Source organism: Bradyrhizobium sp. B124, from assembly GCF_038967635.1.
Classification (GTDB): Bacteria; Pseudomonadota; Alphaproteobacteria; order Rhizobiales; family Xanthobacteraceae; genus Bradyrhizobium.
The window spans coordinates 7,052,902-7,079,199 of the sequence record NZ_CP152413.1 but is presented as its reverse complement, the minus strand read 5'-3'; the positions used below and the strand labels follow the sequence as shown (position 1 = coordinate 7,079,199).

Annotated in this window: 24 protein-coding genes; 7 read left to right on the top strand and 17 right to left on the bottom strand. The window is 63.9% G+C overall.

The annotated features are described in order from the left end of the window. Positions 1-13: 13 nt before the first annotated feature. From AAFG13_RS33770 to AAFG13_RS33755, 4 genes are all read right to left on the bottom strand, one after another. Positions 14-1,228, bottom strand: a complete 1,215-nt coding sequence (locus AAFG13_RS33770) for a GGDEF domain-containing protein (RefSeq protein WP_342709452.1) — start codon at positions 1,226-1,228, stop codon at positions 14-16. A gap of 636 nt (positions 1,229-1,864) precedes the next feature. Next, the gene (locus AAFG13_RS33765) at positions 1,865-2,476 is read right to left on the bottom strand and encodes a LysE family translocator (RefSeq protein ID WP_212313278.1); all 612 of its coding nucleotides are present in this window, start codon (positions 2,474-2,476) and stop codon (positions 1,865-1,867) included. Positions 2,477-2,527: 51 nt separating this feature from the next. Further along, entirely contained in the window at positions 2,528-3,421 is an 894-nt protein-coding gene (locus AAFG13_RS33760) for a dienelactone hydrolase family protein (protein ID WP_212313280.1), read from the bottom strand. Positions 3,422-3,540: 119 nt separating this feature from the next. Next, positions 3,541-3,942, bottom strand: coding sequence for a response regulator (locus tag AAFG13_RS33755; RefSeq protein WP_212313282.1), 402 nt, complete (start codon positions 3,940-3,942; stop codon positions 3,541-3,543). 160 nt (positions 3,943-4,102) lie between these two features. Between AAFG13_RS33755 and AAFG13_RS33750 the strand changes: the two genes are divergently transcribed. After that, positions 4,103-4,969: an SDR family oxidoreductase gene (locus AAFG13_RS33750; RefSeq protein WP_212313284.1), complete on the top strand. Its 867-nt coding sequence runs from the start codon at positions 4,103-4,105 to the stop codon at positions 4,967-4,969. Between the two features lie 177 nt (positions 4,970-5,146). On the opposite strand, the gene AAFG13_RS33745 is transcribed toward AAFG13_RS33750, so the two are convergent. From AAFG13_RS33745 to AAFG13_RS33725, 5 genes are all read right to left on the bottom strand, one after another. Then, positions 5,147-5,992, bottom strand: coding sequence for an FRG domain-containing protein (locus tag AAFG13_RS33745; RefSeq protein WP_342709451.1), 846 nt, complete (start codon positions 5,990-5,992; stop codon positions 5,147-5,149). A 115-nt stretch (positions 5,993-6,107) separates the two neighbouring features. Continuing rightward, positions 6,108-6,914: a lytic murein transglycosylase gene (locus tag AAFG13_RS33740; RefSeq protein ID WP_212313288.1), complete on the bottom strand. Its 807-nt coding sequence runs from the start codon at positions 6,912-6,914 to the stop codon at positions 6,108-6,110. An 84-nt stretch (positions 6,915-6,998) separates the two neighbouring features. Further along, positions 6,999-7,892: a DUF4231 domain-containing protein gene (locus tag AAFG13_RS33735; RefSeq protein WP_212313290.1), complete on the bottom strand. Its 894-nt coding sequence runs from the start codon at positions 7,890-7,892 to the stop codon at positions 6,999-7,001. A 271-nt stretch (positions 7,893-8,163) separates the two neighbouring features. Further along, positions 8,164-8,574 (bottom strand): ester cyclase, encoded by a 411-nt coding sequence (locus AAFG13_RS33730; protein WP_342709449.1) that lies wholly within the window; start codon positions 8,572-8,574, stop codon positions 8,164-8,166. A gap of 91 nt (positions 8,575-8,665) precedes the next feature. Continuing rightward, complete coding sequence (locus tag AAFG13_RS33725) at positions 8,666-8,944, bottom strand: hypothetical protein (RefSeq protein ID WP_212313294.1); 279 nt, start codon at positions 8,942-8,944, stop codon at positions 8,666-8,668. A gap of 157 nt (positions 8,945-9,101) precedes the next feature. Here AAFG13_RS33725 and AAFG13_RS33720 point away from each other — a divergent pair, with 157 nt between their 5' ends. Next, the gene (locus AAFG13_RS33720; RefSeq protein WP_342709448.1) at positions 9,102-11,843 is read left to right on the top strand and encodes a CHAT domain-containing tetratricopeptide repeat protein; all 2,742 of its coding nucleotides are present in this window, start codon (positions 9,102-9,104) and stop codon (positions 11,841-11,843) included. A gap of 157 nt (positions 11,844-12,000) precedes the next feature. On the opposite strand, the gene AAFG13_RS33715 is transcribed toward AAFG13_RS33720, so the two are convergent. After that, the gene (locus AAFG13_RS33715) at positions 12,001-12,870 is read right to left on the bottom strand and encodes a DUF4268 domain-containing protein (RefSeq protein ID WP_342709447.1); all 870 of its coding nucleotides are present in this window, start codon (positions 12,868-12,870) and stop codon (positions 12,001-12,003) included. A gap of 365 nt (positions 12,871-13,235) precedes the next feature. Between AAFG13_RS33715 and AAFG13_RS33710 the strand changes: the two genes are divergently transcribed. Beyond that, positions 13,236-13,472: a hypothetical protein gene (locus AAFG13_RS33710; protein WP_212313298.1), complete on the top strand. Its 237-nt coding sequence runs from the start codon at positions 13,236-13,238 to the stop codon at positions 13,470-13,472. 273 nt (positions 13,473-13,745) lie between these two features. On the opposite strand, the gene rpoD is transcribed toward AAFG13_RS33710, so the two are convergent. Next, positions 13,746-15,878 (bottom strand): RNA polymerase sigma factor RpoD, encoded by a 2,133-nt coding sequence (gene rpoD / locus AAFG13_RS33705; protein ID WP_092124161.1) that lies wholly within the window; start codon positions 15,876-15,878, stop codon positions 13,746-13,748. Between the two features lie 253 nt (positions 15,879-16,131). Next, positions 16,132-18,144: a DNA primase gene (gene dnaG / locus AAFG13_RS33700; protein WP_342709446.1), complete on the bottom strand. Its 2,013-nt coding sequence runs from the start codon at positions 18,142-18,144 to the stop codon at positions 16,132-16,134. 209 nt (positions 18,145-18,353) lie between these two features. Here dnaG and AAFG13_RS33695 point away from each other — a divergent pair, with 209 nt between their 5' ends. Continuing rightward, a complete protein-coding gene (locus tag AAFG13_RS33695; protein WP_342709445.1) occupies positions 18,354-18,908 on the top strand; it encodes a chlorite dismutase family protein in 555 nt (184 codons plus the stop codon). Between the two features lie 52 nt (positions 18,909-18,960). Here AAFG13_RS33695 and AAFG13_RS33690 read toward each other — a convergent pair whose 3' ends face one another. From AAFG13_RS33690 to AAFG13_RS33680, 3 genes are all read right to left on the bottom strand, one after another. Beyond that, the gene (locus AAFG13_RS33690; RefSeq protein ID WP_342709444.1) at positions 18,961-19,359 is read right to left on the bottom strand and encodes a gamma-glutamylcyclotransferase family protein; all 399 of its coding nucleotides are present in this window, start codon (positions 19,357-19,359) and stop codon (positions 18,961-18,963) included. 110 nt (positions 19,360-19,469) lie between these two features. Further along, on the bottom strand, positions 19,470-20,279 hold the full coding sequence (locus AAFG13_RS33685) for a transglutaminase family protein (RefSeq protein ID WP_212313305.1): 810 nt from the start codon (positions 20,277-20,279) through the stop codon (positions 19,470-19,472). Positions 20,280-20,281: 2 nt separating this feature from the next. Next, complete coding sequence (locus tag AAFG13_RS33680) at positions 20,282-21,184, bottom strand: transglutaminase family protein (RefSeq protein ID WP_342709443.1); 903 nt, start codon at positions 21,182-21,184, stop codon at positions 20,282-20,284. 102 nt (positions 21,185-21,286) lie between these two features. Here AAFG13_RS33680 and AAFG13_RS33675 point away from each other — a divergent pair, with 102 nt between their 5' ends. From AAFG13_RS33675 to AAFG13_RS33665, 3 genes are all read left to right on the top strand, one after another. After that, positions 21,287-22,084, top strand: coding sequence for an N-formylglutamate amidohydrolase (locus AAFG13_RS33675; protein ID WP_342709442.1), 798 nt, complete (start codon positions 21,287-21,289; stop codon positions 22,082-22,084). 358 nt (positions 22,085-22,442) lie between these two features. Further along, on the top strand, positions 22,443-23,879 hold the full coding sequence (locus AAFG13_RS33670; RefSeq protein ID WP_342709441.1) for a DUF1254 domain-containing protein: 1,437 nt from the start codon (positions 22,443-22,445) through the stop codon (positions 23,877-23,879). Positions 23,880-23,918: 39 nt separating this feature from the next. Continuing rightward, positions 23,919-25,328, top strand: coding sequence for a DUF1254 domain-containing protein (locus tag AAFG13_RS33665; protein WP_342709440.1), 1,410 nt, complete (start codon positions 23,919-23,921; stop codon positions 25,326-25,328). Positions 25,329-25,394: 66 nt separating this feature from the next. Here the strand turns inward: AAFG13_RS33665 and AAFG13_RS33660 are convergent, their stop codons facing one another. Further along, a complete protein-coding gene (locus AAFG13_RS33660) occupies positions 25,395-25,523 on the bottom strand; it encodes a hypothetical protein (RefSeq protein WP_342709438.1) in 129 nt (42 codons plus the stop codon). A gap of 587 nt (positions 25,524-26,110) precedes the next feature. Next, positions 26,111-26,293 (bottom strand): hypothetical protein, encoded by a 183-nt coding sequence (locus AAFG13_RS33655; RefSeq protein ID WP_176529339.1) that lies wholly within the window; start codon positions 26,291-26,293, stop codon positions 26,111-26,113. Between the last annotated feature and the right edge of the window lie 5 nt (positions 26,294-26,298).

The window sequence follows — 26,298 nt, the reverse complement described above, 5'->3', positions numbered from 1 at the left end:
CTCGTTAGCATGCTCAGGCGCGCTTGCGCAGGGTCGCCTCCAGCACATCGACCATCTCGGGCGGCAGCTTCGGCTCATAGGTCGCATAGCCGTTCTTGCCGCCCTTCTTGGCGTCGTAGAGCGCATGGTCGGCGGCGGCGACCAGGCGGTCGGGATGCTGGCCGATCTCGCGGGTCCATTGCGCGACGCCGATCGAGACCGCGATCGGAATGTCGTTGCCGGTACACTGCTCGGCGTCGGCGCGGCAGACTTCCAGCACGCGGCGGGCAATCATCGCGCCCTCGCGCAGCGTCGAGGACGGCAGCACGATGCAGAACTCGTCGCCGCCGGTGCGGGCCAGCATATCGCCCGGGCGGAGCCTTGTCTGCGCCATCAGCGTGAAGTGCTGCAGGCAGGCGTCGCCGGCGGCGTGGCCATGGGTGTCGTTGATGCCCTTGAAGCCGTCGAGGTCGATCACCAGCAGCGCGAAGGCCTCGCCGTTGCGCTCGGAGCGCGCGCATTCCTCGGTCAGCCGCTGCAACAGATGGCGGCGGTTGCCAACGCCGGTGAGATCGTCGAGCAGCGCGAGGTCGGCGACCTCGTTGCGCAGCCGGTCGATCGCCATCAGCAGGAAGCCGAAATTGAGCGCCATCGACAGGAATATCATCAGCAGGATCACCAGCGATTGGCCCGCGTTGAAGCGAACGAAGGAGAACTCGCCGGGCTGCAGCAAGGCGCCGACGAGGCGCAGCCCATAAATGCCGATCAGCACGGAGGCGACGATGCCGGCAAGCCGCGCGCCGGGGTTGACGCGGCCGTTCTCGGGCGACAGCAGCAGCTTCAGCGTCAACGCAAGCGGCGTGACCTGGGCTATGGTGTAGACCAGGATGCGCATCGGCATGCTGTCGTAGGCAAAGATGAAGACGCCGAGGCCGACGCAGGCGAATGCGGTGGACAGCGCGGTGCTGCGCCAGCCGACCGGCTTGCCGTAGAAGCGCTCGATGCCCATCGCGGCAAGGCCGGCGGCGAACACCATCAGCGTCCCTGCCGCAAGCAGCGGCAGCAGCGAGTCCGTCATCATGACGCGGAGCATCGCGCAGGCGGCGCCGGCGGACGCGACGAAGGTGGACGCGGTCCAGAACCGCGCCGCACCGAAAGCTGGATAGCTGCGCGCGACATAGGCCCAGATCAGGCCGAGCGCGAGAAAATTGATAACGAATACCGTCCAAAGCGTCGGAACGCTCAACATCGCCCCTGTTCGAGACCCGTATCGGCCTCGCCTCTCCTGAAATGACCGTCCGCCCCTGGGGCGTTTCTCCCAATGGCAATCCCCGTTGCCTTGCGGGACAGGATGCGGCCGCGCCGCTTAACGGACTCTCACCCGCCACGCGCCAATCCGCGCTGTGGTTTTGAATTGATGAAGATCCGCGCACCGGCCGTTTGCGCGTCGTTAAGCATGACGGATGCGACGCCGCCGCGACGCGTGACGCGCGCGCACTGGCGAAAAACTGGCGAAAACACGTAACAGCTGTGGATAACACGATGACAGCGCAGTGACAGCACGCGGCAGCAGCCTCCGAATCTGCTGAGTTTGATACTGAGGATGTTGCGAGGCTGGCCCTCCGCCAAGCATGCCTCGGAGTCGCGTTCAATCCATTAAACCCTGAGAGGATACTATGGCTAAGAAAGCGAAGAAGGCGAAGAAGGCGAAGGCGAAAAAGGCCACCAAGAAGAAGGCCGCCAAGAAGTAACCAATTTTCTCGCCCGGGTAGCGGCTCCTGCCCTGCCCGGGCACCCGATCCGGACCATCCAGGCAGGGACGCAAGGCAGCAGGCGCAAGGCCTGCTTTTTTATTGCCTGCCGCAAGGCGCGAAGGAATGCGACGTCAGCGCTCCGCGAAGGCGAGCTTGGCGCCGAGCAGGGCAAAGCCCGCGGCAAAGCTTCGCCGCAGCCAGGCCATCACTTTCGGCCGGGTGATGACGCGGTCGCGCACCGACGCCGCGAACAGCCCGTAGACCGCGAACACCGCAAAGGTCATCGCCATGAACACACCGCTAAGTTCGACCATCCGCGCCAGCGGGTGGGGTTCGTCGACGGCGATGAACTGCGGCAGGAAGGCCAGGAAGAAGATCGACAGCTTTGGATTGAGGATGTTGATCAGGATGGCGGTCACGATCACCCGCCCGCTCGAGCGCGGCTTGATCTCGGTGTCGACGGCGAGCGCGCCGCGCTCGCGCAGCGCCTGCCAGGCCATATAGAGCAGATAGACCACGCCGCCCCATTTCAGCGCCGCAAACGCCATGGCGCTGGTGTGCAGGATGGCGGCAAGGCCGAGCATCGCCGCGATCATCTGCGGCACGATCCCGAGCGTGCAGCCGAACGCCGCCGCCACGCTCGCGCGAGAGCCCCGGGTCAGCGCCACCGCCAGGGTATAAAGCACGCCGGTGCCGGGCGAGGCGACCACGATCAGGGTGGTCAGCAGGAAGGACCAGGTCATTTCAAATCCTCGGAGGGGAGCACGTCATGGGGCACGTCCATTGGGGGCGCGTCATTGCAGATGCTGCTTCAGATAGTCCAGCACGCGCGGAAATGCATCCTTGCGCGCTTCGGGATCGGTCCCGATCACGGGAATGGCGCTGTCCCGCATCGTATAGGCCGGCAGCTCGGTGCGCGGCAGATTGGGCGCGTCGAAGGCGTGCACCGCGCCGGGATAGCTCTTCAGCTGGACCGGGTTGCCGCGCGCCTTGGCCGCCGCGATGAAGGCATCGCAGGGCTTGAACGGCGTCCAGACGTCGGCCTCGCCGATCAGCACCAGCAGCGGCACCCTGGTGGTCCAGCTGTTCGGCTCCACATTGGTAAAGGGCCTCGATTGGTAGATCTCGGCGCAGGCGCCGGGATAGAACGACACCGCGACGGCGAAATCCTGCGCCAGCGCGGCCGGCCGCCCGATGCTCTTGTCATTGATGGAAAGCAGCGCCACCCCGCCGCCCTGCGACCACCCCATCAGCGCGATCCGATCGGGCCTCACGAACGGCTGCGCCTGCAAATACTGCAGCGCGCCGTAGGCATCCTTCGGCCGCTCGCGCCACATCCGGAGTCTGTCGGGGCCGCTCGAGCAGGTCTGGCCGAACCCGCGCGGCGTCGCGCTGTCGACGATCAGCGTGACATAGCCCTGCACCGCCAGCGCCCGCGCCCAGGCGCGATAGAGGCCGAACATACGGCCCTTGTTGTCGTTGAGACCGGAGCAGCCGTGCATCAGCACCACCGCCGGCCGCGGCGCGTCGCCCTCGCGACGGTCGAGATGACCGATCAGGTCAGTCGTCCCATCGAGCGAGGGGAAATTGACCAACGTCTCCGCCGCGGCAGGCACCGCGGCCGCGCCCGCCATTGCGGTCGCGAGCGTGAACCAGACCAATCCGATGGCCGACCACGGGCGGGGCATAAGCCGCCAATATCACGGTGCCCGGGTCGGCGGAAGCCGTGCCCGGGCCGGCGGAAGCAGCCGCCGGCGGTCCGCGTTTCGGCCGCGCTGACAGCTCAGTTACGCGAGCCCCTGCCGTGTCAGGACCTGCGCGACCCGCGACCCGACAGCTCCGACGCCTTCATCTCGGCGACGCGGATGACGTCCAGCGGCGCCCAGGGCTTGGGCCAGAACAGGGTGCCGTCAGGCAGGCGCTGCCGCAGCGGCTTGCCGGAGGTCACGATCACATCGAGATCGGGGCTGTATTTCTTCGCGACATAGGCGAGCTCGACGCCGGTCATGTTTCCGGCCAGCTCGACATCGGTCAACATCAGCACGACGCTGTCGCCGTTGCTCCGCAGCACCAATTCTGCGGCCTCCGCGCTCTCGCAGGAGATGACCTCGAACTCGCTCTCCGCAAGCAGCAATTCGATCATCTCGCGCTGCATCGGGTCGTCTTCGACAACCAGGGCCTTCGCACGACAGGGTCTCGATTGTCCCATGGCTGGGCCTCCCTTGGATTGAATGCCTCGGTTTGAGAAGTGTGACGAAGGTCAAACACCTGGGCGCTGGATAGTTCGGTTCCAATCTGAGAAAATTGGGGAAACCGGCCGTGTTCCTCACGGCTCCCGCCACCCCTCGTTGAGATGGAGCTGACCTGACATGACCGCGATCTCTGGATCTGCCGCCGCCGTAACCGGGGCCGCCAGCGGCATCGGCCGCGCGCTCGCGCATGAACTGGCGCTGCGCGGTTGCGATCTGGCGATCGCCGACCGCGACGAGGCCGGCCTGCAGGCCGCCGCCGCCGAGATCGCCAAGGCGAGCCCGCGCAAGGTCACGGTGCATCGCCTCGATGTCAGCGAGCCCGGGCAGATCACGGCGTTTGCCGAGGCCGCCGGCGCCGCCCATCCCGGGCTCAACATCGTCGTCAACAATGCCGGCGTCGCGCTGCTCGGCCAGTTCGACGAGATCGAGCAGGCGCAGATGGAGTGGCTGTTCAACATCAATTTCTGGGCCGTAGTGCACGGCAGCCGCGCCTTCCTGCCGCTGCTTTCGCGGCAGCGCGAGGCGCATATCGTCAACATCTCCTCGATCTTCGGCATCCTCGCGCCGCCCGGCCAGAGCGCTTACTGCGCGGCCAAGTTCGCGGTGCGCGGCTTCTCGGAGAGCCTGCGCCACGAGCTTGCGGTGGCGAATAGCCCGGTGCGGCTCTCCGTCGTGCATCCCGGCGGCGTCGCCACCAACATCGCGCGCAACTCACGCACCGGCACCGGCATCACTGACAATGCCCGCCGCTCCGAAGCGATCGAGCGTTTCGACGCGCTGGCCAGGACCACGCCGACCACAGCCGCGCAGCGCATCATCGCCGGCATCGAGAAGAACCAGCCGCGCATCCTGATCGGCAAGGACGCCCGCTTCATGGACCTGCTGCAACGCTTCCGTCCTGCGACTTACTGGAAGGTGATGCAGCGGCTGATGGAGAAGACGGCGGCGCGGCGGCTGGCGCGCGAGGCGGCGAGGGCCGGTTGAATGTGCGGCGTCGCGGGGTAATCGGGTGTCATCGCCCGCGAAAGCGGGCGATCCAGTATTCCAGAGGCGTCTGTGCGTGAATCGAAGGGCCGCGGCGGACTGGATCGCCCGGTCGAGCCGGGCGATGACAGCTGTGATTGAGAACAAGCTCGGCGCAATCCGCCCTGCGAAACCGGATCACCCCAACTGCTTCTTCACCCCAAGCGCCAGCTGGAACAGCGGATCGCTCCGCTCCGACGGATAGAGCGCGCTTCGCGTCACCTGCGGAAAATTGTCGTTCTTCCAGAACGAGGCCGGCGCGAACGAGAATTTTGCGACCAGCCGCCGGCCGAAATCCATCTCGTAGGGGAAATAGTTTTCCCTCTCGTCGGTGCCGGATACTTCAGGATATTCGCCGAGCAGATAACCCTCCTGGATATGCGGCCGCACCGCCGCCGGCGGGCAGACGCTGGAGAGCCGCACGATCTGCAGGCCGGCCTCGGCGCTCGCGGTGATCGCGCCGCTGAGGTTCGGCACACCGAGCACATAGAGGAAGGCGGTGCCGGTCTCCGCCAGCGAAGCGAACGACGCGGCGATCCGGATCGAATGGGTGACGTCGAGCAGCGGCGTGGTGCAGACCTCGTAATGCTGCAGGATCGACCAGCGCAGGATGCGATGCCGCTTCAGCCGCTCCAGCCCGAGCAGCTTTGCTTTCGCGTAGTCCGCAATCAGGATCTGCTCGGCGCGGGCCAGCGCCGCGAACCGCGCCGCCAGCGTCTCGCGGTCCGGATTGCCACGGCCGGCGCGGAACAGCGTCGGCTTCAGCGACGAGTTGCGCTTGACGTTCCTGAAGTCGGCGCCCTGGCCGCGAAACAGCAGCACATGGTCGCGGTTGAGGAATTGCAGCTCGGCGATCTTGGTCGCGAGCTCGAGATAGGAGGCGACGCGATGGCCCGGCCCCTCCCGCACCGCCGCGTTCTTCGCGATCTGGCAGCCACGGCGGTCGAAGAACGACCAGATTTTTTGGCTGCCGATCGTTTCCATGGGGGCTCCGCATCAAGCGGTCAGAACGTAGGGCGGATTAGCCGAAGGCGTAATCCGCCGATCGCGCGTGGGATGGCGGCGGATTACGCTACGCTAATCCGCCCTGCAAGAGCCCTCACCGCCCAATGAGCTGATCGGCAAAGTACCCGATGGTCTTGCGATAGATCACCGCCCTGTTCCACTCGCGCATCGCCTCGAAATTGGCGCTGCCTTCGCCGTAGGGCGCGCCCATCTTGAAGCCGCTCGTATGCAGCAGGTTCGCGGTCGAGGCCAGCACGTCCGGCACCGAGTGGCGCAGATCGACATGGCCGTCGCCGTCGAAATCGACGCCATACTTGATGTAGGACGACGGCAGGAATTGCGTCTGGCCGATCTCGCCGGCATAGGCGCCGATCATGTCGTTGAGCCTGAGGTCGCCGCGCTGCAGGATCTTGAGCGCGGCAAGCAGCTCGCCCTGGAACAGCTCGGTGCGGCGGCAATCATGCGCCAGCGTGGTGAGCACGCGGAACACCGGCAGCTTGCCCATGTCGCCCTTGCCGAAATCGGTCTCCAGTCCCCAGATCGCGACCAGGATCTGGCGCGGCACGCCGTATTGCTGCTCGATCTTCGAGAGCAGCGCGGCATGCCGCTGCAACATGGCGCGGCCGCCATTGATGCGCCCGGAGCCGACACGGGTCGCGACATACTGCTCAAAGGTCTTGTTGAAGGTGTAGCGCTGCCGCCGGTCGAAGGCGAGCACCCCGCCATCCTGCTGCACGCCGCCAAGCGCCTGCGCGATCACGTCCTGCTGGATGCCAGCCGCGGCCGCCTCCTGCGAGAACGACTGGACGAAGGTCGGGAAACTGCCGCCGCAGCGGGCGGCATAAGAGGGGGTGGCAAGCAGCAAGGCGCCGAACACAACCGCCAAACGACACCTCAGCATGCAACAATCCCTCCTGCTTCGAATGGCCGATCATGCCACGGAGCAAACGAAGCAGTCAAAGCGTCGGCACCGCCACTTGACCTCTCACGGGCTCGACGTCGCCCCGGGCTTGCCGGTGAACTTGGCGATCCAGGACATGTTCTCGGTCGCGAGGATGTTCTCGCATTCGTTGACGAAGTCCGACCATGACGAGCGCGGCCGATTGGTGCAGTCCTCGAGCCGCCGCGCCGTGGCACGATAGGTGGTGACCAGGAAATCGTAGCGCGAAGCTTCGACATGGGCGAGCACGGCACCGCCGAGCGTGGTCAGCACGGCCGTGAAGGCGACCATGTCGAACGGAACACCGGCTATCACAGGCTTGGCTTCCACGCCGGCAACCGCGGTAAGCAGGGTTGCCAGTGCGGCGAGCGCGAATTCGACGTGCCGCAGGCGCGATGCAATGACCTGATAGCGGGCGGCCCGCTTCGTGAACCAGCCGATGTGCCCCTGCACGCGCTGCGTGATGTATTGCTGCTGTTGCAGGCCCTGGCGGGGCAGCGACCCCTGCCCCGCGGCCTGGACCAGCTGCGGCAGCAGGTCCTCGCCATCGGCCTCGATCTTTCGACCCTCATCGTCAAGCAAGGCGTCCGCCTTGGCTGCGTCGTCATAGGGGGCTGCGCTGGCGGCAAAGCGATAGGCCTCCCGCTTCAGACGCTCCGAGATCGCGCGCGCACGCACCCAGGACGAGATACGATCGGCGCCGAGCAGCCGCTGGGTGAAGAAGGTCGCGATGGCAAGGCTCACGGCGCCTGCGATCGCAACCGTGGTGCGCGGCGCCGTCGTGTTGTCCGGCAGCTGGCTGGCCACCGCGGCCAGGACCGCACCGAGCGACGACAGCCCGAACACCGACCAGCGCGCCCGGTCGATGGTCGATTTAAGCTGGTTTGCGGTCTCTGACCACTGCGCCTGGCGGTTCGCAATCGTTTCCAATATGGCCATCGCAAATATCCTCGAGCAACGCGCAAATTTATTTCAGGACAGCATCGGCTCCAGCAGCATGATCACAAAACAGGTCTTGGAATAATCGATATCCATGCTCGTTTCCAAATATCGTCGAACAATTCAAAAGATCATTCTCATCCAATAACAACCTTTGGTCAAGACAACCGGAGCACGAAATCCTGGCGCGCGGAAGACACCGATCGGCGGCCCGCGGCGGTCGAAAGCGCCACGGTGTATCGGAACAGCACAAAGGGATTGCGGTGGAAGCTCAGTCCTTGAGCTGCCGCTCCAGATCGACGAAGTCGATCTCCGCCCAGCGCTCGGAGATCTTGCCGTCGTAAATCCGCCAGAACGTCATGCCGCGGAATTCGACATGGCGGCCGGTCGGGGCAATGCCGCGCCACGGGCTGCGGTGCCGGCCGCGCCAGACGAAGCGGCCGGCGACGATGTCGCGCTCGGCCACCAGGCATTCCGCCACCGCCGACAGATCGGCAAAGGTCTCGTGCATGGCCGTCGCATGCGCGATCACCTCCTCCGCGCTCATCCGCTTGCCGGCGGCATGGTCGAAGAAGTCGGACGCCAGCTGCGCGCGGATCGCATCGGGATCGAGCCGATTGGTCACGGCGTCGTAATGCGCGAGCACCAGCGCCTTGTTGGCGTCGAGGGTGGCGTTGGACATCGGCGGGGCGCCTTCGATCAATGGAAAAGTTGCAGAAAAGGAAGGATGCGCCTCATACGCGAATCGGACCGGACGGTGCAAGTGACGATGGTCAGAAAAAACCGCCGCTTTCGACCGGCGCGCGTTTCAATTCCGAAGCGAAAGGCGGTTGCCGGGAAAGTGCGATGACTTGCGTGCAGGGCTGCCGCTCCCGAAGCCAGCCGATGCGTACGGCATAACCAGCCGGCATGCCAGCGGTAACATCATCCGATGGCTTGACCATGCCGGTGGCATGCAAGCGGCGGCGCACGGCATCCGGCGGCGCCTGCGCTGGAGCAATTCGAGGCGCGATGCGTGAACGCCGGAGGCGCTGGCGGCGACCAAGAAGCACGAATTCGGCTCGCCGGTTCCGCGCCACGCGCGACCGGCCGCCGTGTCTTGTTCATGCAAAGGCGCGCCGCTAAAGCGTCGTGAGCCTGATGCGACGAGGCCATCATTTGCGGGGAATGCGATCGGATGACGGACGGCACGATGAGGATGCGCCATCGATGACGATCACCGGGGGTTTCGTACGCGCGTGCAGGGCTGCCGCATCGCTTAGTATCATCTTCGCGCTCGGCGCGGCACTGACCGGAACAGTCGGCACTGCCACCGCGCAGGATGCCCGCGCCAAGCGAGCGCCGGCGCAAGGCACCGGGAGCACGCAGGCGGTCACCGCGCAGATGAAGAACGCGATCGCGCTGGCGCGCGGCGGCAAGTTCGACGCGGGCTACGCGCAACTGCTTGCCGCGCTCGACGCCGCCGACGGGCTCGACGACGCGCAGTTCGTCATGGAGCAATATTTCGACGCGACGGCCACGCTGCGCGCGGTGAAACGCGACGACCTCGCCGAGAAGCTGTTCGTGCGGGCGTTCCAGGGCAAGGCGGCCGCGCAATCGCCGCCCGGCAATGCCGACGTGCTCCTCATGTACGCCATTCTCCTATCCGACCACGCCAGGATCGCGGAGGCGGTACCGCTCTACATGAAGGCGGTCGCCGCGTTCAACGCCTATTGGGGCGAGGGCTCCGAGGAATCGCTGATCGCCAACGACAAGCTCGCGGTCGCGCTTTCGGCCAACGGCTCGGCGGCGTCGGCGACCAACCTCGGCCGGCACAATTTCGAGCTTTCCGAGAAGGCGCTGGGGCCCGACCATCGCACCACCTGGAAGCTCGCCAACAACTATGCCGACATGCTGCGCGAGATCGGCGCACCGGCAAAGGCGCTCGAGCTCGATCTGTTCGCGATCGAGAAGCGCGCCAAGCATTACGGCGAGAACCATCTCAACACGCTGGTGACGGTCAACAACGCCGGACAGGATTTCCTCAATCTCGGACGCTTTGACGACGCCCGCCGCTATTTCCGCCGCCATCGCGCGATCGCGATCGTGCTCGCGCCGAAGGATCCGAGCTTCGCCGGCCAGGCCGATGCGTGGCTGTTCTACACCGACATGCTCGCCACCGGCGACGCCGCGATGTCGCCAGCCGACCTGGAGCGACTGGAGGCGATCGTCGCCAATGAGGCGAATTTCGCGGATTTCCTGCGCATCAAGGCCGCGGTGCTGGCGGCCGGCAAGCGCGAGCAGCGCGGCGAACGAGATGCGGGCATGCGGCTGCGCGAGGCCGCGCTGGCGATCTCGACCCGCGCCTTCACCGCGCAGCATCCGCTCAGCTTCGAGATCAAGCTCGGCATCGCGGTTGCCCTGATCCCGATCGATCCGAACCGCGCCGTGCGCGCGTTCACCGCGCTCGACCGCGAGATGTTCGACTGGATGAAGCGCGAGGTCGGCACATCAGGCGATCGCGCCGTCGCGGAGGCGATCCGCGCCCATGCCGACCATCTGCTGTTCGCGTTCGGCCGTTTCGCCACCTCCGCCGGATCGTCGGTGGCACAGCCGGCCTTTGCCGCCGCCGTGCTGCGCTGGAAGACGCTCGGCGGCGGCGACGCCACGGCGCTGCGCCAGCTCGAGACGCAAATGGCGGGCAAGGACGAGGAGACCGCGGCGCTGCTGCGCGCGGCGTTGCGGCTCAACGGCGAGAAGCAGGAGCTGTTCTCATCGGGCAATATCGACGACTGGGCGAGGTCCGTGTGGCAGCGGCAGGACGCGGCCGAGAAGGCGCTGGGCAAGCGGCTCGACGCGATCGGCGTGAAGCTGCCGCAAGACCCGATCCGTCCGTCACAGCTGCTCGCGCCGCAGGAAGCGGTCATCGACTATTTCATCACGCGGCAATGGAAGGCGGATCGCCAGTCCAAGGAGCCGCTTGCCGCGACCGTGCTCTACGCCATCGTCGAGACCGCAACGAGCGAGCCGCGCGTGGTCGATCTCGGCGATCCCGGCCGCATGGTCGACACCGGCGTGCGCACCGAGATCGCGCGGTTGCGTACGACGCAAGCCGTCGCGCCGGATCACGACGCCAAGACAGCGGACGACAAGACAGCAGACACCAGGGCGCCCGACGACAAGGCGCTCGACAACAAAGGCCGCTTCCAGACCCTGCGCGCGCGGCTGTTCGCGCCGCTGGAGCCTGCCCTGAAGGACAAGACCACGCTCTATGTGGTGCCGGACGGCTTCCTGTTTGCCGTGCCGTTCTCCCTGCTGCCCGGCGCCGACGGCGGCCTGCTGGAGGACCGCACCACGATCCGGATGCTGACCAGCCCCGACGCGCTGATCGCGATCCATGCGCGCGAGACGCTCGACCGGACGGGCGCGATGCTGCTCGCCGGCGGCATCGAATACGGCCAGCCGGGGCCGATGCCGCTGCCCGGCACGAAGACCGAGATCGATGCGATCGCAAAACTCGCCCGCGCGCGCGGCGCGCCGGTCGAGATTCTGACCGGGCGCGGCGTCAGCGAAGCCGCGCTGCGCGCGGCGATCAGCAAGGCCCGTATCGCACATCTGGCGACGCACGGCTTCTATCACGACAGCACGGCGTCCGGCCTCGATACGCTCTGGCAGAGCGGCATCGTGCTGTCCGGCGCCGGCGACAGCCGGTGGCCGCTGCGCGACGAGAAGGACGGCTATCTCTATGCCTTCGAAGTGATGGACTGGGACCTGTCCGGCCTTGACCTGCTGGTGCTCTCGGCCTGCGAGACCGGCCGCGGCGACGAGAGTTTTGTGAGCGGCCTGCGCGGCCTGCCGACCGCGCTCGGCATCGCCGGCGCACGGCGTGCGCTCCTGACGCTGTGGCCGGTCGCCGACGAGGGCACCGCGAATTTCACCGTGCGCTTTTATGAGCACCTGGCGAGGGCCTGACCTATTCGGATGCGCTGCGCCAGACCCGGCGCGATGCGCGCGACGGTAAGGTCGCGGGCGCCAGGGACGCGAGCGTGTGGGCGGCGTTCGTGCTGTTCGAGGGCTGAGGCATGCCCGTATCGGCTTAGGATCGGAGCCGCAACACAAATCGCTGGCACTACCCAATGGCAGCGCTCGCCTGGGCAGAATCGGCCGGAATCTGCGATAGGCATTGTTCGATCCGCTGAGGAAAAACCGCTTTCAATTTGAGTAGGCAACCGATCGTCCACTCTCTGATTTCTGCCAGCTGCTCAGAATCAGCGTCGATATTCCCGTCGTGGTAAGTGGCAATCCGACAGCCTCGCCGCTCGTCGAGACGCTCCCATGTTAGCTTTGATCCGAAATCATTCTCAATTGCTTCTTCTTGACCTCGCAAGCAATCGAACAGCAGCTCGTTTTTCGACTTGTCACCGCAGTCCAAATAGACCTCTACGCGTACTCGGTCGCCATTGGCGAAGCTCGTGCCGTACTTGTAGATGCGTGAGTTATCGGAGGCAAAAAAATACCAATTCTGCGGCTGCCCTGCACGAGCGTTGGTGAATCCGTACTTGGTCCGCAGCTCATCGATCAGAGTCTGAAAGTAGATACGATATCGCTCACGCGTTTCAGATATCGTCTGGCCGCTATCACGCGCGGCGATCGTCGGCTCTGTAGGTTGCGAGACGATATTGAGAACGAACGCGGGCTTCGAATCGTCGATACGCATAACAGAAGCCTCTAGAGCATAAAGCTGTAAGCTCTCCTTCAGATTCTGATTGAGAAAATCAATCGCAGCCTTGTGCTCTGTGCGGATGTTTTCCGCAATCCAAACAACCACGCCGGCCCCGAGGACTGACGAGTAGGTTATCAGCTGCCCAAGATGACGGTGATCCGTGTTTCCGAATTGGTTTTCAATAACTACTAGGTGGTTAGTGGATAGATCTCTTGCAACGATGTCCGCCGCGAACTCTCCAGCAGAAGCCTCAGTCCTTTCAAGTTCGAGGTCCATCCCTAGCTTCTGCGCTAGGATATCCAAGTTTTGAGAAAGCCACGGTGTAAAATGCGTGGCTTCTCCAGACCAAAGGTCCTTCAACGGGACCGAATTGATAACTCCCAACTCTAGCATACTGCTCCCCAAAGACTTTCTCAGCGTTTGCTCGCAGGTCGCTATCGGGCAACTGCGAAATCTCGTTATAGCGAATTAGAGCATAGTATCTAACACAAGCGTCGTGGCAACCCACGGATGCATCGGTGCGCAATTGCGTCGTGACCGCTTTGCAAGAACCTTTATTCTCCACTAGCGCAGGGCAGATCGGCGCGGAGATCCGTGCGATTTGCTTTGACAGCGGCGGCCTGATCGGGGACAAGCCGCCCATGCCGAAAAAACCCGGAACCAATCCCAAAGGCGAATTCGCCTTCTTCAACGTCTTCTATGAAGACGGCTCGCAGCGCTCCAACCGCCGCGTGCCATCGGAGCTGCTGGGCGGGCTGGACGGCGACGAGCCGGTGCGCGCCTTCCTGCGCGAGCAGGACCGCGAGATCGCCGAAAAGGGCGGCCGCCCGCAGCTCGAGATCAAGACCATCGAGCGCGTCGGCGCGAAGAAGAAATAGCGGCGCGGGTCCCGCCGTTTGCGACAGACGCCACGCCGCATCTCTCCCTCGTCATTCACCGGTGCGCAATTGCGTACCTGAGGCGCGCGAAGCGCGAGCCCGGAATCCATTTCACCACGAAACCTGCGGCCCGATGGATTCCGGGCTCGGCGCTACGCGCCGCCCCGGAATGACGACGGTGTTGGTGACCGGACAAACAAAAAACGGCGGGCCTGGGCCCGCCGTTCTTGTTTCGATGGATGCCCGGGTCAAGCCCGGGCATGACGACCCGAATTAGTTGTCGAGGAACGACCGCAGCTTCCGCGACCGCGACGGGTGCTTCAGCTTGCGCAACGCCTTGGCTTCGATCTGGCGGATGCGCTCTCTCGTCACCGAGAACTGCTGGCCGACTTCTTCCAGCGTGTGGTCGGTGTTCATGCCGATGCCGAAGCGCATGCGCAGCACGCGCTCCTCGCGCGGGGTGAGCGAGGCCAGCACGCGCGTCGTGGTTTCGCGCAGGTTCGACTGGATCGCGGCGTCGATCGGCAGGATCGCGTTCTTGTCCTCGATGAAATCGCCGAGATGCGAATCCTCTTCGTCACCGACCGGGGTTTCGAGCGACAGCGGCTCCTTGGCGATCTTGAGGACCTTGCGGACCTTCTCCAAGGGCATGCCGAGCTTCTCGGCGAGCTCTTCCGGGGTCGGCTCGCGGCCGATCTCGTTCAGCATCTGGCGCGAGGTGCGGACGATCTTGTTGATCGTCTCGATCATGTGCACGGGAATGCGGATGGTGCGGGCCTGGTCGGCGATCGAGCGGGTGATCGCCTGCCGGATCCACCAGGTGGCGTAGGTCGAGAACTTGTAGCCGCGGCGATATTCGAACTTATCGACCGCCTTCATCAGGCCGATATTGCCTTCCTGGATCAGGTCGAGGAACTGCAGGCCGCGGTTGGTGTACTTCTTGGCGATCGAGATCACGAGACGGAGGTTGGCTTCCACCATCTCCTTCTTGGCCTGACGGGCCTCGCGCTCGCCCTTCTGCACGCCGTGCACGATCTTGCGGAATTCGCCGATCTCGAGCCCGGTGAGCGCCGCCAGCGACTGGATCTCGTGGCGCAGGTCCTTGATGCGGTCCTTCTCGTGATGAACGAAGTTCTTCCAGCCCTTGGCCGACAGCTTGGAGACACGGTTGAGCCAGCGCGGATCGAGCTCCGAGCCCTGGTAGTTGCGCAAGAAGTCCTCGCGCGCGACGCCGTGGCTGTCGCCGAGGCGCAGCAGGCGGCCCTCGAACGAGACCAGCTTCTTGTTGATGTCGTAGAGCTGCTCGACCAGTGAATCGATGCGGGCCTGGTTGAGGCGCAGCGACTTCACCTCGACGATGATCTCGTCCTTCAGCTTCTTGTACTTGCGCTCCTGCGAGGGCGACAGCGACTCGCTCTGCAGCTGGTTGGCGATGTCCTGCTCCTGCAGGCGGCGCAGCTTCTTGTATTCGGATGCGATCTTGTCGAAGGTCTCGACCACCTTCGGCTTCAGCTCGGCCTCGATGGCGGCGAGCGACATCTGGTTCTCGAACTCGTCGTCGTCCATGTCGGACTCGGCGGCGGCTTCGGCCGGATCCTTCTCCTCAACGCCGGCTTCGCCACCGGCGGGCGCGGCGCGGAACGGGGTCGGCGCCGGCGGCGCTGCGGGCGGCGCGACATGGGCCGGCGCGCCGGCCTGCACGTCGCCGCCATTGCCTTCAGCGGCGGCGCCCTCGGCACCGTTGTTGCCGATCAGGTTCGGATTGATGCCGCCCTTCGACTCAGGGCCCGCATAGGTGGCTTCGAGATCGATGATGTCGCGAAGGAAGATCTTTCCTTCGTTGAGCTCGTCGCGCCAGATGATGATGGCCTGGAAGGTCAGCGGGCTTTCGCAGAGGCCCGCGATCATCGCCTCGCGGCCGGCCTCGATGCGTTTTGCAATGGCGATTTCGCCCTCGCGGGAGAGCAATTCCACCGTGCCCATCTCGCGCAGATACATGCGCACGGGATCGTCGGTGCGCTCGCCGGGCTCCGACTTCTTGACCTCGGTGACGGCCTTCTGCGTGACCTCGACGAGCTCGTTGTCGGTCTCGTCGTCGCCGTCGTCCTTCTCGTCCTCGCCCTCGCTATCATCCGCCTCGGTGACGTTGATGCCCATGTCCGAGAGCATCGACATGATGTCTTCGATCTGTTCGGGCGAGGTCGTGTCGGAGGGCAGCACTTCGTTGAGCTGATCGAAGGTCACGAAGCCGCGCTTCTTGGCCTGCTTGATCATCTTCTTCACCGCGGCATCCGACAGGTCGAGCAACGGCGACGGCGCGTCAGCGGCATCCTTCTCAGGAGCATCCGCTGCCTTGTCGTCTTTTTCCTTGTCCTTAACCTGCAGCGTCTTTGCCTTGGTGGCCATTCACTAAGCTCCCGAAACGCGGTCATGCAAAATGGCGCCACGCACGCGCATCCGCACGAAATCTAGATTTACTCTCTCGACGCACAAAGGGCGGCGCATAATCTCGCCACCCCTCTGATCCGTCTCGACGGTTTCCATCTTGAAATAGCCGCGAGGCTATTAAGTTTCGCTTAACCCTGTTTTTGCAGCCAAACCATGGATTTGGCGAGTCTTTTTGCGGGTGCGGCCAGCGCCGTCCGCAGCATTTTTGTTATCAGACATTACGCTGGAACCGGCCCGATAATTCGCCGAACCCTTCAATCAGGGCTTCGGTCCCATCGGCTTCTGCCATCCGGGCCTGGATATCCTGCAACCATGCCAGATTGGCCTCGCTGGAGTCTTCAGCCAAGGCGGCTTCCGCATCTTTTCTTTCCCTAAGTAAGGCGTGGGTTTTCTGATGCAAGGCAACGAGTTGACGCCAGGTCGATAAAACATCCTCGCGCGCGGCGCCGATCTGCGCCGCCCACACCGCCTGGGTTGTGATCGCCCGCTCAACCCTTTGAAGAATCTGCGATAATCCGCCTGCCTCGAGGTCGGAGCGCATCTTCTCGGCCTGCTCCTCGACGTCCGGAGAGTGGTGATGGTCGTGGGCAAAGGCGGCGATAATCGCGGCCCGCAGCTTGTGGGCCTCGGGATGGGCGAGCTCGAGGGCCGCCACCTCCTCGAGATGGTCGTGCAGCAGCCAAGGGTGATTGATCAGGGATTGCAGGATCAGGGCCTCGCGGCTCGAGATCGCGCTGCGCTGGCCGCGCATGATCGGGCTGTTGGCCAGTTGCTGGCTCGCGGCCTGATAGGGGCCCCGTGAAAACCCGGGGGTGCCGCCGCCCTTGGCGCCGAACCGGCCGCCCTGACCCGGGCCGCGGGGGGCAAACTGGCGGGGTGATTCGCCGCCGCGGCCACCGCCGAAATTGCCCCTGTTGCCGTAGCCGCCGCGGCCATAACCACCGCGTCCCCCCTCCGGAGCAAAGTTGCGTTGCAGCCGCTCCTGCAAATCCTGCCGGTAATAGCGGCGCACGACCTCGTCGCGGATGCCATTGGTGAGCTCGCCGATCCGTGCCTCGAGTGCTGCGCGGCGCTCGGGCGTGTCGAAATTGCCGCCCTCGATCTCGCGCGACCAGATCATTTCGGCGAGCGGCCTCGCGGCGCCGATCACATCCTCGATCGCGCCGCGGCCGCCCGAGCGCGCGAGATCGTCGGGGTCCTGCCCTTCCGGCAGCAGCGCAATACGCAGGCTCTTTCCCGGCCTGAGCTGGGGCAAGGCAAGGTCGGCGGCGCGATAGGCAGCCTTCTGGCCGGCGCGGTCGCCATCGAAGCAGAGGATCGGCTCGTCCACCATCTTCCAGAGCATCGCCAGCTGGTTCTCGGTCAGCGCGGTGCCGAGCGGCGCGACGGCGCCGGGAAAGCCCGAGGTGACCATCGCGATGACGTCGACATAGCCCTCGACGACGATCAGCTGCGCGCCATCGTGCGCGGCCTGGCGCGCGGTGAACAGATTGTAGAGATTGTCACCCTTGTGAAACAGCGGGGTTTCCGGCGAATTCAGGTACTTTGCCGGAACGTCCTTCTCCAGCGCGCGGCCGCCGAATGCGATGACGCGGCCGCGGGCATCCGTGATCGGGAACATGACGCGGTCGCGGAAGCGATCGAACGGCACCGGCTTGTCCTCGCCGGACACCAGCAGCCCGGCCTCCACCATGTCCTCGGTCGAGATACCCTGCGCGCCGAGATGCTCCTTCAGCGCAAAACGATCCGGCGGCGCATAGCCCATCCGGAACTGGAGCTGGGTCGCCGGCGAGATGCTGCGGTCGGCGAGATAGCCGCGCGCCTTGGCACCGTTGCGTGAGGCCAGCGTGTCGGCAAAGAACTTTGTCGCCAGTTCCATCACGTCGTGCAGGGTGCGGCGGTGCTGCTCGTGCCGCGCCGCATCGGGCGTCACGGCCGGCAGCGGGACACCCGCCATCGCGGCGAGACGTTCCACCGCCTCGGGGAAAGTCACGCCCTCCGTCTTCATCAGGAAATCGAAGATGTTGCCGTTCAGCCCGGACGAGAAGTCGAACCAGGCCTGCTTCTGGTCGTTGACGAAGAACGAGGGCGTCTTCTCCTGCTGGAACGGCGACAGCCCCTTCCACTCCCGCCCAGCCTTCTTGAGCTTGACGCGCCTGCCCACGACTTCCGAAACCGGAAGCCGGGCGCGCAGCTCATCGAGGAATTCGGGCGTGAAACGCATCAGGGTGATTCTGGGCTCGGGCGACGAATCGCGGACAACCGGTTAGCCATATAGCGGCACGATCGGGCATGCCGAACAATGTGGGGCTTTTCCGGGCTATTCACAGGCCTGGTCTGTCACGGCTCCGTCGAGCGGGCTACCCCCGAATCCACGGTGGAGAGCTTGCACGGCAAGCTTGCCCCCTCCCCGCTTCCGGGATTGGATAGGCCATGTTCACGACATTCAGAGGCGGACAGAGCGGCGGCTGGCAGGTCACGTCCATCACGCGGGTGAAGGGCGAGACGCTGCCGAAGGTCCCGGCGCTTTCGATCGTTGCGAGCGACTCGATCGCGCTGCCGCTGTTGCCGGCGCAGACCTCCTGGCGGCTCGCCGGCGTCGCCAGCTATTTGCGCTACACCGAGAAGGAAGAGCGCGAGAAGCTCGCCGCCGTGCAGGCCGGGCTCGGCCGCAGCGAGGCGACGCACGCGGCGCTGATCCCGATCAGGAAATCCGCGGCGTGGTGGGAGCTGACGCAGCCGGAGCGCCGCGAGATCTTTGAGGACAAGTCGCACCACATCGCCGGCACCTTGAAATTCCTCCCCGCGATCGCCCGCCAGCTGTTTCACGCCCGCGACCTCGGCATGCCCTTCGACTTTCTGACCTGGTTCGAATTCGCGCCTGAGCACGCGAGCCTGTTCGACGAGCTGGTCGGCATGCTGCGCGCGACCGAGGAGTGGAGCTATGTCGAGCGCGAGGTCGACATCCGCGTCGAGCGGGAAATCTGAGATCTTGTGCCCCGGACGCTGCGCAGCACGCAGTGCGCCCGGGACACGAGCGCTAGTGCTCCAGAAACTTCCCTGACGTGATCCGCGGCAGTTCGGTGACAGGCCAGTTGTAGAGATAGGTCCACGCCTCGCTCACGCTGCCATCGGCGCGCGTGACCTTGAGCATCTCGCGAACATATTCAGTCGGCGGCGGAAAGCCTTCGCCGCAGGCTTCGTACATGTCGAATTCGCGCAGCATGGGCTCGCGCTCGCGGAGGCGAAACAATTGGCCGTGCACGATGTCGGCGGGATCGTCCGATACGACGAGGCCCGGATAATGCTTCACCAGATAGAGCCGGCCGCGGCACTGCGCCGGCCCGAGGAATTCGGCATTGCCGGCGAGCAGCTTGGCCATCGGATGGTCGAAGCCGCGCATCAGCGTGCCGTAGACGAAGAGAAGGTCGGAGGTCATGTGTTTAACGAGTCATTCCGGGGCGATACGAAGTATCGAACCCGGAATCTCGAGATTCCGGGTCTGGTGCTGACGCACCATCCCGGAATGACAGAAAAACCCGGGGGACGCTAGGCCACCACCTCATCGGTCACCACGACGAACTTCGTCAGCGTCATGCGGCCGAAGCTCGTGGTGAGCGCGACGTCGGCGGCGTCGCGGCCGGTCGCCATCAGGATGCGGCCGATCCGCGGCGTGTTGTGGCGGGCATCGAAAGTGTACCACTGGCCGGACAGATAGACCTCGAACCAGCCGGAAAAATCCATCGGCGCCGGATCAGGCGGCACGCCGATGTCGCCGAGATAACCGGTGCAGTAGCGCGCCGGAATGCCCATGCAGCGGCAGAAGGTGAGCGCCAGATGCGCGAAGTCGCGGCAGACGCCGGCGCGGCCTTCGTAGACGTCATGCGCCGACTTCATGTGATGGGCGTGCTCGTAGCCGAACGTCACATGGTGGTGCACGAAATCGGTGATCGCCTGCACCCGCGCCCAGCCCTGCGGCGTGTTGCCGAACAGCGACCAGGCGACATCGGTCAGCTTGTCGGTCTCGCAATAGCGGCTCGGCATCAGATAGAGCAGCATGTCGTCAGGCAATTGCTCGATCGGAACCTGCTGTGCCGCCGGATTGACGATGTCAGCCAGCCCGGAATCCCGCACCAGCGCGCTGCCGCGGAAGGTGACGCCACCGCCAGGGGCGACCAGCCGGCCGCAGACATTGCCGAAGCCGTCGCGATAGAGGCCGATCGGGACATCCGGCTCGGTCGCAATGCTCTCGGTGCCGACGATGTCGGCGTAGCGCGATGGATGGATCGACAGCATGATCACCATCGGGGTCGGCTGCGGAGCCGTGTACGTGATCTCGAAGCCGACCTTGATCTGCATCGTCAGGCCGTCTCCCGCTCCGCCGCATTCTCACCGACCGAGACGACCTTGATGTCGACGTCCAGGCCGAGAAAGGCATCCGCGGCGCCGAGATAGACGCCATGCAGCGGCACCGCCTGGCGCGGATCGCGCGCCACCGCGACGCGGATCAGGTCGCGCGTGCCGACGATGCCGTTGGTCGGATCGAACTCGATCCAGCCGGCGCTCGGCAGATAGACCTGCACCCAGGCGTGGGTCGAGCCGCCGCCGACATAGCCGTGCGCGCTGCCCGGGGGCATTGCGAGATAGCCGGAGACGAACCGCGCGGCGATGCCGAGCCGGCGCAGCGCCTCGATCATGAACAGCGCATAGTCGCGGCAGGTGCCGGACTTCGTCCGCAGCGTATCGAGCGGATGCTGGGTGCCCTGCTCGTAGCGCTTGCGATAGCTGAACGCCTCGCGAATGCCATGCGTCATGTCGCTCAAAATCTTGAACGTCAGCGTCGGCGCCTCGACATCGAGGAAACGCCGCGCCCAGGCCGACACTTCGCCGTTGGGGTCGCCATATTGCGGCGTGATGAACTGCTGCAGATCGGGGAATTCCTCGTCGTCGTAGAGGAATGGATAGAAGTAGGCGGCGTCGTCCGGCGTCAGCGCGAACCTGTCGGCCGGATTGTGATCCACCGTCGCGGTCGAGACAAACGACAGCGTGTCGGCGCGCTCGTCGAAGGTGGCGATCGCGACGCTGTTGCCGAACACGTCGTGGATCCAGCGCAGCGACATCGGCTGCGGGTCGATCACAAGTGCGCTGTCGAGCACGCGCAGATCATGGCCGTCGCGGGGGCGCAGCATGATGCGGTGTTCGCCGAACGCCACCGGGCGCGCATAGCGATAAACGGTCTTGTGATGGATAGTCAGGAGCGGCATCTTCAAACAATCATCGTGATCTGGGCCGCTAAATCTATAGAGAATGCTGCTTGATTCCAAACCAGCATGCCCCTTGAATAGGCAAAGTTGAGGAAAAAGCCCTTGAATCACGCCGGTGGCCCGTTCTTTCTGCTGACAAACACCGATGTTTCACCGGTTCTTGAACATAATCCTGGCGGCCGCTCGCCGTTCCTTCTGACTTGCGATCATTATGGCAGGCTGATTCCCTCCCCGCTCGGCGACCTCGGCCTGCCTGAAAGCGAGCTCGTCCGGCACATTGCCTGGGACATCGGCATCGCCGGCGTCGCGACCCAGCTCTCCGACCTGCTCGGCGCGCACCTGATCGCGCAGCGCTACTCGCGGCTCGTGATCGACTGCAATCGTCCGCCGCATGTCGCAAGCGCGGTCCCGCTGATCAGCGAAGCCACCACCGTTCCCGGCAATGAAGGCCTGTCGCGCGAAGCCGCCGAGATGCGCCGCGCGCAGATCTTCGATCCCTATCACCAACGCATCGACGAGATCATCGACGAACGTACGCGTCAGGGCATTCCGACGGTGCTGGTGTCGTTGCACAGCTTCACGCCGGTCTACGCCGGCATCGCGCGTCCCTGGCACATCGGCACGCTCTATCACCGCGACAAGGCGCTGCCGCCGCTGCTGCTGAAGCATCTGCGCAGCGAGGGCGATCTCGTGGTCGGCGACAACGAGCCCTATGCAGTCAGCGACGAGACCGACTACACGATCCCCGTGCATGGCGAGAAGCGCGGCCTGATGAATTCCGGCATCGAGATCCGCCAGGACCTTATCTCCGACCAGGCCGGCGAGACGGCATGGGCCGAACGGCTGGCGCGCGTGCTCGGCGAGATCGAAACGACGCTGCGCGCGGAAGCGTTGATCTAGGCGTCGAACGGGCAGCTAGGGTGTGTATTCATAAAGGCCCGCTTCTGAAGGTGAAGCGGATGCTACTCGGCTCGGCCGCCGTCGACGGCCTTTGACCCGTTTCAGATAACGCTGCCGCAACCGGAGCCCGCCGCAACCCCTTGTAGAGGCGTGTACCGCGATGTAACCTAAAACTCCGATGTAACCTGAAGCTCCAAAGCGGCAAACTGCGCCTGGTTTTTGGCGGCTGCGTAGCACGTTGGCAGCCAAGCGTTCGGACGATCAATAATCAATAGAAGCTACTTTTCTGGGAGTGATCGCTATCGTTCACGCCGATCCTTGGTCATATGGCAACGTCGGATAACAAGGGAGGGAATTCATGAACACATTCGCCCGCGCCCTGAGAGTGTTAGTGGCCGCCCTGACGGGCTCGATATGCACATTGACGCCGAACGTGTCGCTGGCGCAATGGCCCGACATCCGTGAGGCCAAGGCCATCGCCGAGGAAGGCTTCATCTACGGGCTACCCATCGTGATGAACTACGCGGTGATGTACGAGTATTCCGTGGACAAGAACTCGGGGCAATACAAGGCGCCGTTCAATCAGATCAAAAACGAGGCGCGTGTCTATACATACAAGGACACGGCGGTCGTCACTCCCAATAGCGATACGCCGTATTCCTTGTTATTCATGGATTTGCGTGCTGAGCCGATCGTGTTGTCCGTCCCGGCCGTCGAGACGACGCGCTATTATTCAGTGATGCTGTGCGACGGCAACACGTTCAATTACGGATATATCGGCAGCCGCGCGACCGGCAGCGAGGCCGGTGACTACATGGTCGTTGGACCAGACTGGCAGGGTGCAACGCCCCCCGGTATCAAGAAGGTATTCCGGTCCACGACGCAGTTTTCTGCCGCTGCCTACCGTACGCAGCTTTTCAATGCTGCAGACATGCCGAATGTCGAGAAGGTCCAGGCCGGCTACAAGGTGCAGCGGCTGTCGGCCTATTTGAAGCAACCGGCTACGGTCGCCGCAGCCGCAGTGGACTTTCCCAAGATCGACAAGGAGATGGTGAAGAAAAATTTCTTTGAGTATCTCGACTTTGCTCTCCAATTCGCGCCGGCGGGACCGGAAGAAAGAGAAATCCGCGCCAAGCTCGCGCGCATTGGGGTCGGGGCCGGCAAGACCTTTGACTTCAAGGACCTTCCGCTGACCCACAAGATCGAAATCGGGCTAGGGATGAAGGACGGCGAAGAGAGGGTCGAGAAGTATCTCGCCAGCGGTGAGAAGGACGTCAACGGATGGAAAATCGGGTCGCTGTTCGGAGACAGGCAATTCTACAGCGGCGACTGGCTGAAGCGCGCTGCCGCCGCCAAGGGCGGCATCTATGGCAACGACGCGGCCGAGGCCGTCTATCCAATGGCGAAGACGCTTGCTGACGGCGAGGTCCTCGACGGATCAAAGCACCAATACACACTCACTTTCCCCGCCGGGCAGTTGCCGCCAGTGGACGCCTTCTGGTCGGTGACCATGTACGACGGCAAGACGCAATTGCTGATCGAGAATCCGATCAACCGGTACCTGATCAATTCGCCGATGCTGCCGGGCATGAAGAAGAATGCCGACGGTTCGTTGACGCTATACATCCAGAACAAATCGCCCGGCGCCGACAAGGAATCCAATTGGCTACCCGCGCCGAACGGGGACATCTATCTTGTCATGCGCCTGTACTGGCCGAAGACCGAAGCCCCGTCGGTTCTGCCTCCCGGTAACGGCACCTGGAAGCCGCCGGCAATCGCGGTGGCAGCCAACTAGGCGCATCCAGCGCCGAACAGCGAGATGGAGGGGTCAGACATGAAAGCCATTACTCGAAGAGGCTTTATGGGCGCGGTTGCCGTGCTCCCGGTGGTCCACTTCACGGCAGCCAACGCACAAGTTAGCGTCAATCCTGCGGAGGCGCGTGCCATTGCCAAGGAAGCCTACGTTTACGGCTTCCCGATCGTTGACAACTACCGAATCCAGCATGCCTATTGGGTCGATAAGACGACCCCGGAATACAAGGGGCCCTGGAATCAGATCTGGAACAGCGCTCGTGTCTTCACGCCCGCTGACACGGCGATCCAGACACCCAACTCGGACACGCCTTACTCCTTTGTCGGCGCGGACCTGCGTTCCGAACCTCTCGTACTTACCGTGCCGGCGATGGGAAAGGAGCGCTATTTCAGCGTCCAGCTCATCGATTACTACACCTTCAACTTCGACTACATCGGAACCCGAACGAGCGGCAACGGAGGCGGCAGCTTCCTGCTCGCAGGACCGGGATGGAAGGGTGATGCGCCCAAGGGCGTCGAGAAGGTCTTTCACTGCGAGACCGAACTGGCGTTCCCAACGTATCGCACACAGCTCTTCGATCCGGCCGATATCGAGAACGTGAAGAAGGTCCAGGCCGGCTACAAGGTACAGACGCTCTCCGCGTTTCTCGGGCAACCGGCACCCAAGGCGGCGCCGGCAATTGATTTCATCAAGCCGCTCACGCCCGCAGAAGAGAAGACCTCGCCACAGTTCTTCAATATCCTGAACTTCGTCCTGCAGTTCTGCCCGACGGTCCCGTCCGAGGAGGAACTCATGGCGCGCTTCGCCAAGATCGGCGTCGGCGCGGGCAAGACCTTTGACGCGAGCAAGCTCTCGCCCGAGATCAAGACGGCCATCGAGCAGGGCATGGCCGACGCTTGGGCTGCCCTCGCTGGCCTGAAGAAAGATGTTGAGGAAGGGAAGGTGTCCTCCGGCGATGTCTTCGGTACGCGGCAGTATCTGAAAGGGAATTATCTCTACCGCATGGGGGCGGCCGCACTCGGCATCTACGGCAATTCGAAGCAGGAGGCGATGTATCCGACCTATTACGTGGATGCAGCGAAGCAGAAGCTGAACGGTGCCAATCGTTACACCTTGCGCTTTGCGCCGGGCCAGTTGCCACCCGTCAACGCGTTTTGGTCGCTGACGATGTATGATGAACCTCAGAGCCTGCTCGTCGCCAATCCGCTCAATCGCTATCTGATTAATTCACCGATGCTGCCGCAGCTCAAACGCGACGCCGATGGCGGGTTGACGCTGATTGTCCAAAACCAATCCCCCGGCAAGGACAAGGAAGCCAACTGGCTGCCCGCGCCAAAGGGGCCCTTCTCCATGATCATGCGTCTCTACTGGCCGAAAGAAGCAGCAACGGAAGGCAAGTGGACGCAACCGCCGCTGCAGCAGACCGGGTGAGATTTTGCGGAAATTTAGTAGCGCGGCGTTTTAGGTAACTGGCGACTTCGAGACATGGCAAAACCGTTAGAAGCTGTTGCGGATGAATAAAGCCTGTACTTCAATGACGAACTGCGGCGTCACTCCAAACTCCTGTGTTTTTCGACCTAAAGGGTGCTGGGCCATGAAATGTACCAAGCGGTCGGTTGCCTTCATCTGCGTACTCTTCGCAGTGTTTCTGTCATCGAGCACGGGAACACTCAACGCGCGCGACGCCGATCTCGCCTCACTCACCTTCGCTGCGGCGCAGACCGCTAAACGGCAATGCACAAATACCTGTCGTGCGCGATATCGCGACTGCCTGTCCTTGAAGCAAATACCATCCTCCGAGTGTCGGGGCATTTACCAGGATTGCACCCGCTACAATTGTAATGCTGGTCACGCTGGTCGACCGTCTCGGCCGGGGTTTTCGTCGTAATTGATCGCGAAGGCCGCCCGCGCTTCTCGCCCTAGTCGCTCGGACGGCGGGGACGAAGCCGCCGCTTCTTCGGCGAGCGTCGGATCGATGCCGCCTCGCGCTTCTTGACCGGCGCCGGCGCGACTCTGGATTTGCGAACGACCTCGATCGCCGTCGCCGAACCGACGCAGCCGTGGCAGATGATCTGCGGTGCTCGCACCGGCGCGATGCCGCACGCCAGGCATTTGCGTGGCGGCGATTGCCTGCTCGATTTCCCGCTCGATTTCCTGGTCGACTTGCCGCGCATCTCCGCGGTTGAGACACCGCAGGGATGCGCATATTCCGATCAATTCGGCCGGCGCCGCCAGATGAACAGCAGATAGAGCAGCACGGGCAGGCCGAGCGCCACCCAGGAGACGGCATCCCACCAGCCGTCTCCGACCAGCGCGCTGATCAATCCCACCGTGCTCACGATCGCAATGACGAGCGGAGCGGCGAAGATCTGGCTCAACGAACGATGTGCGACCATGCTGA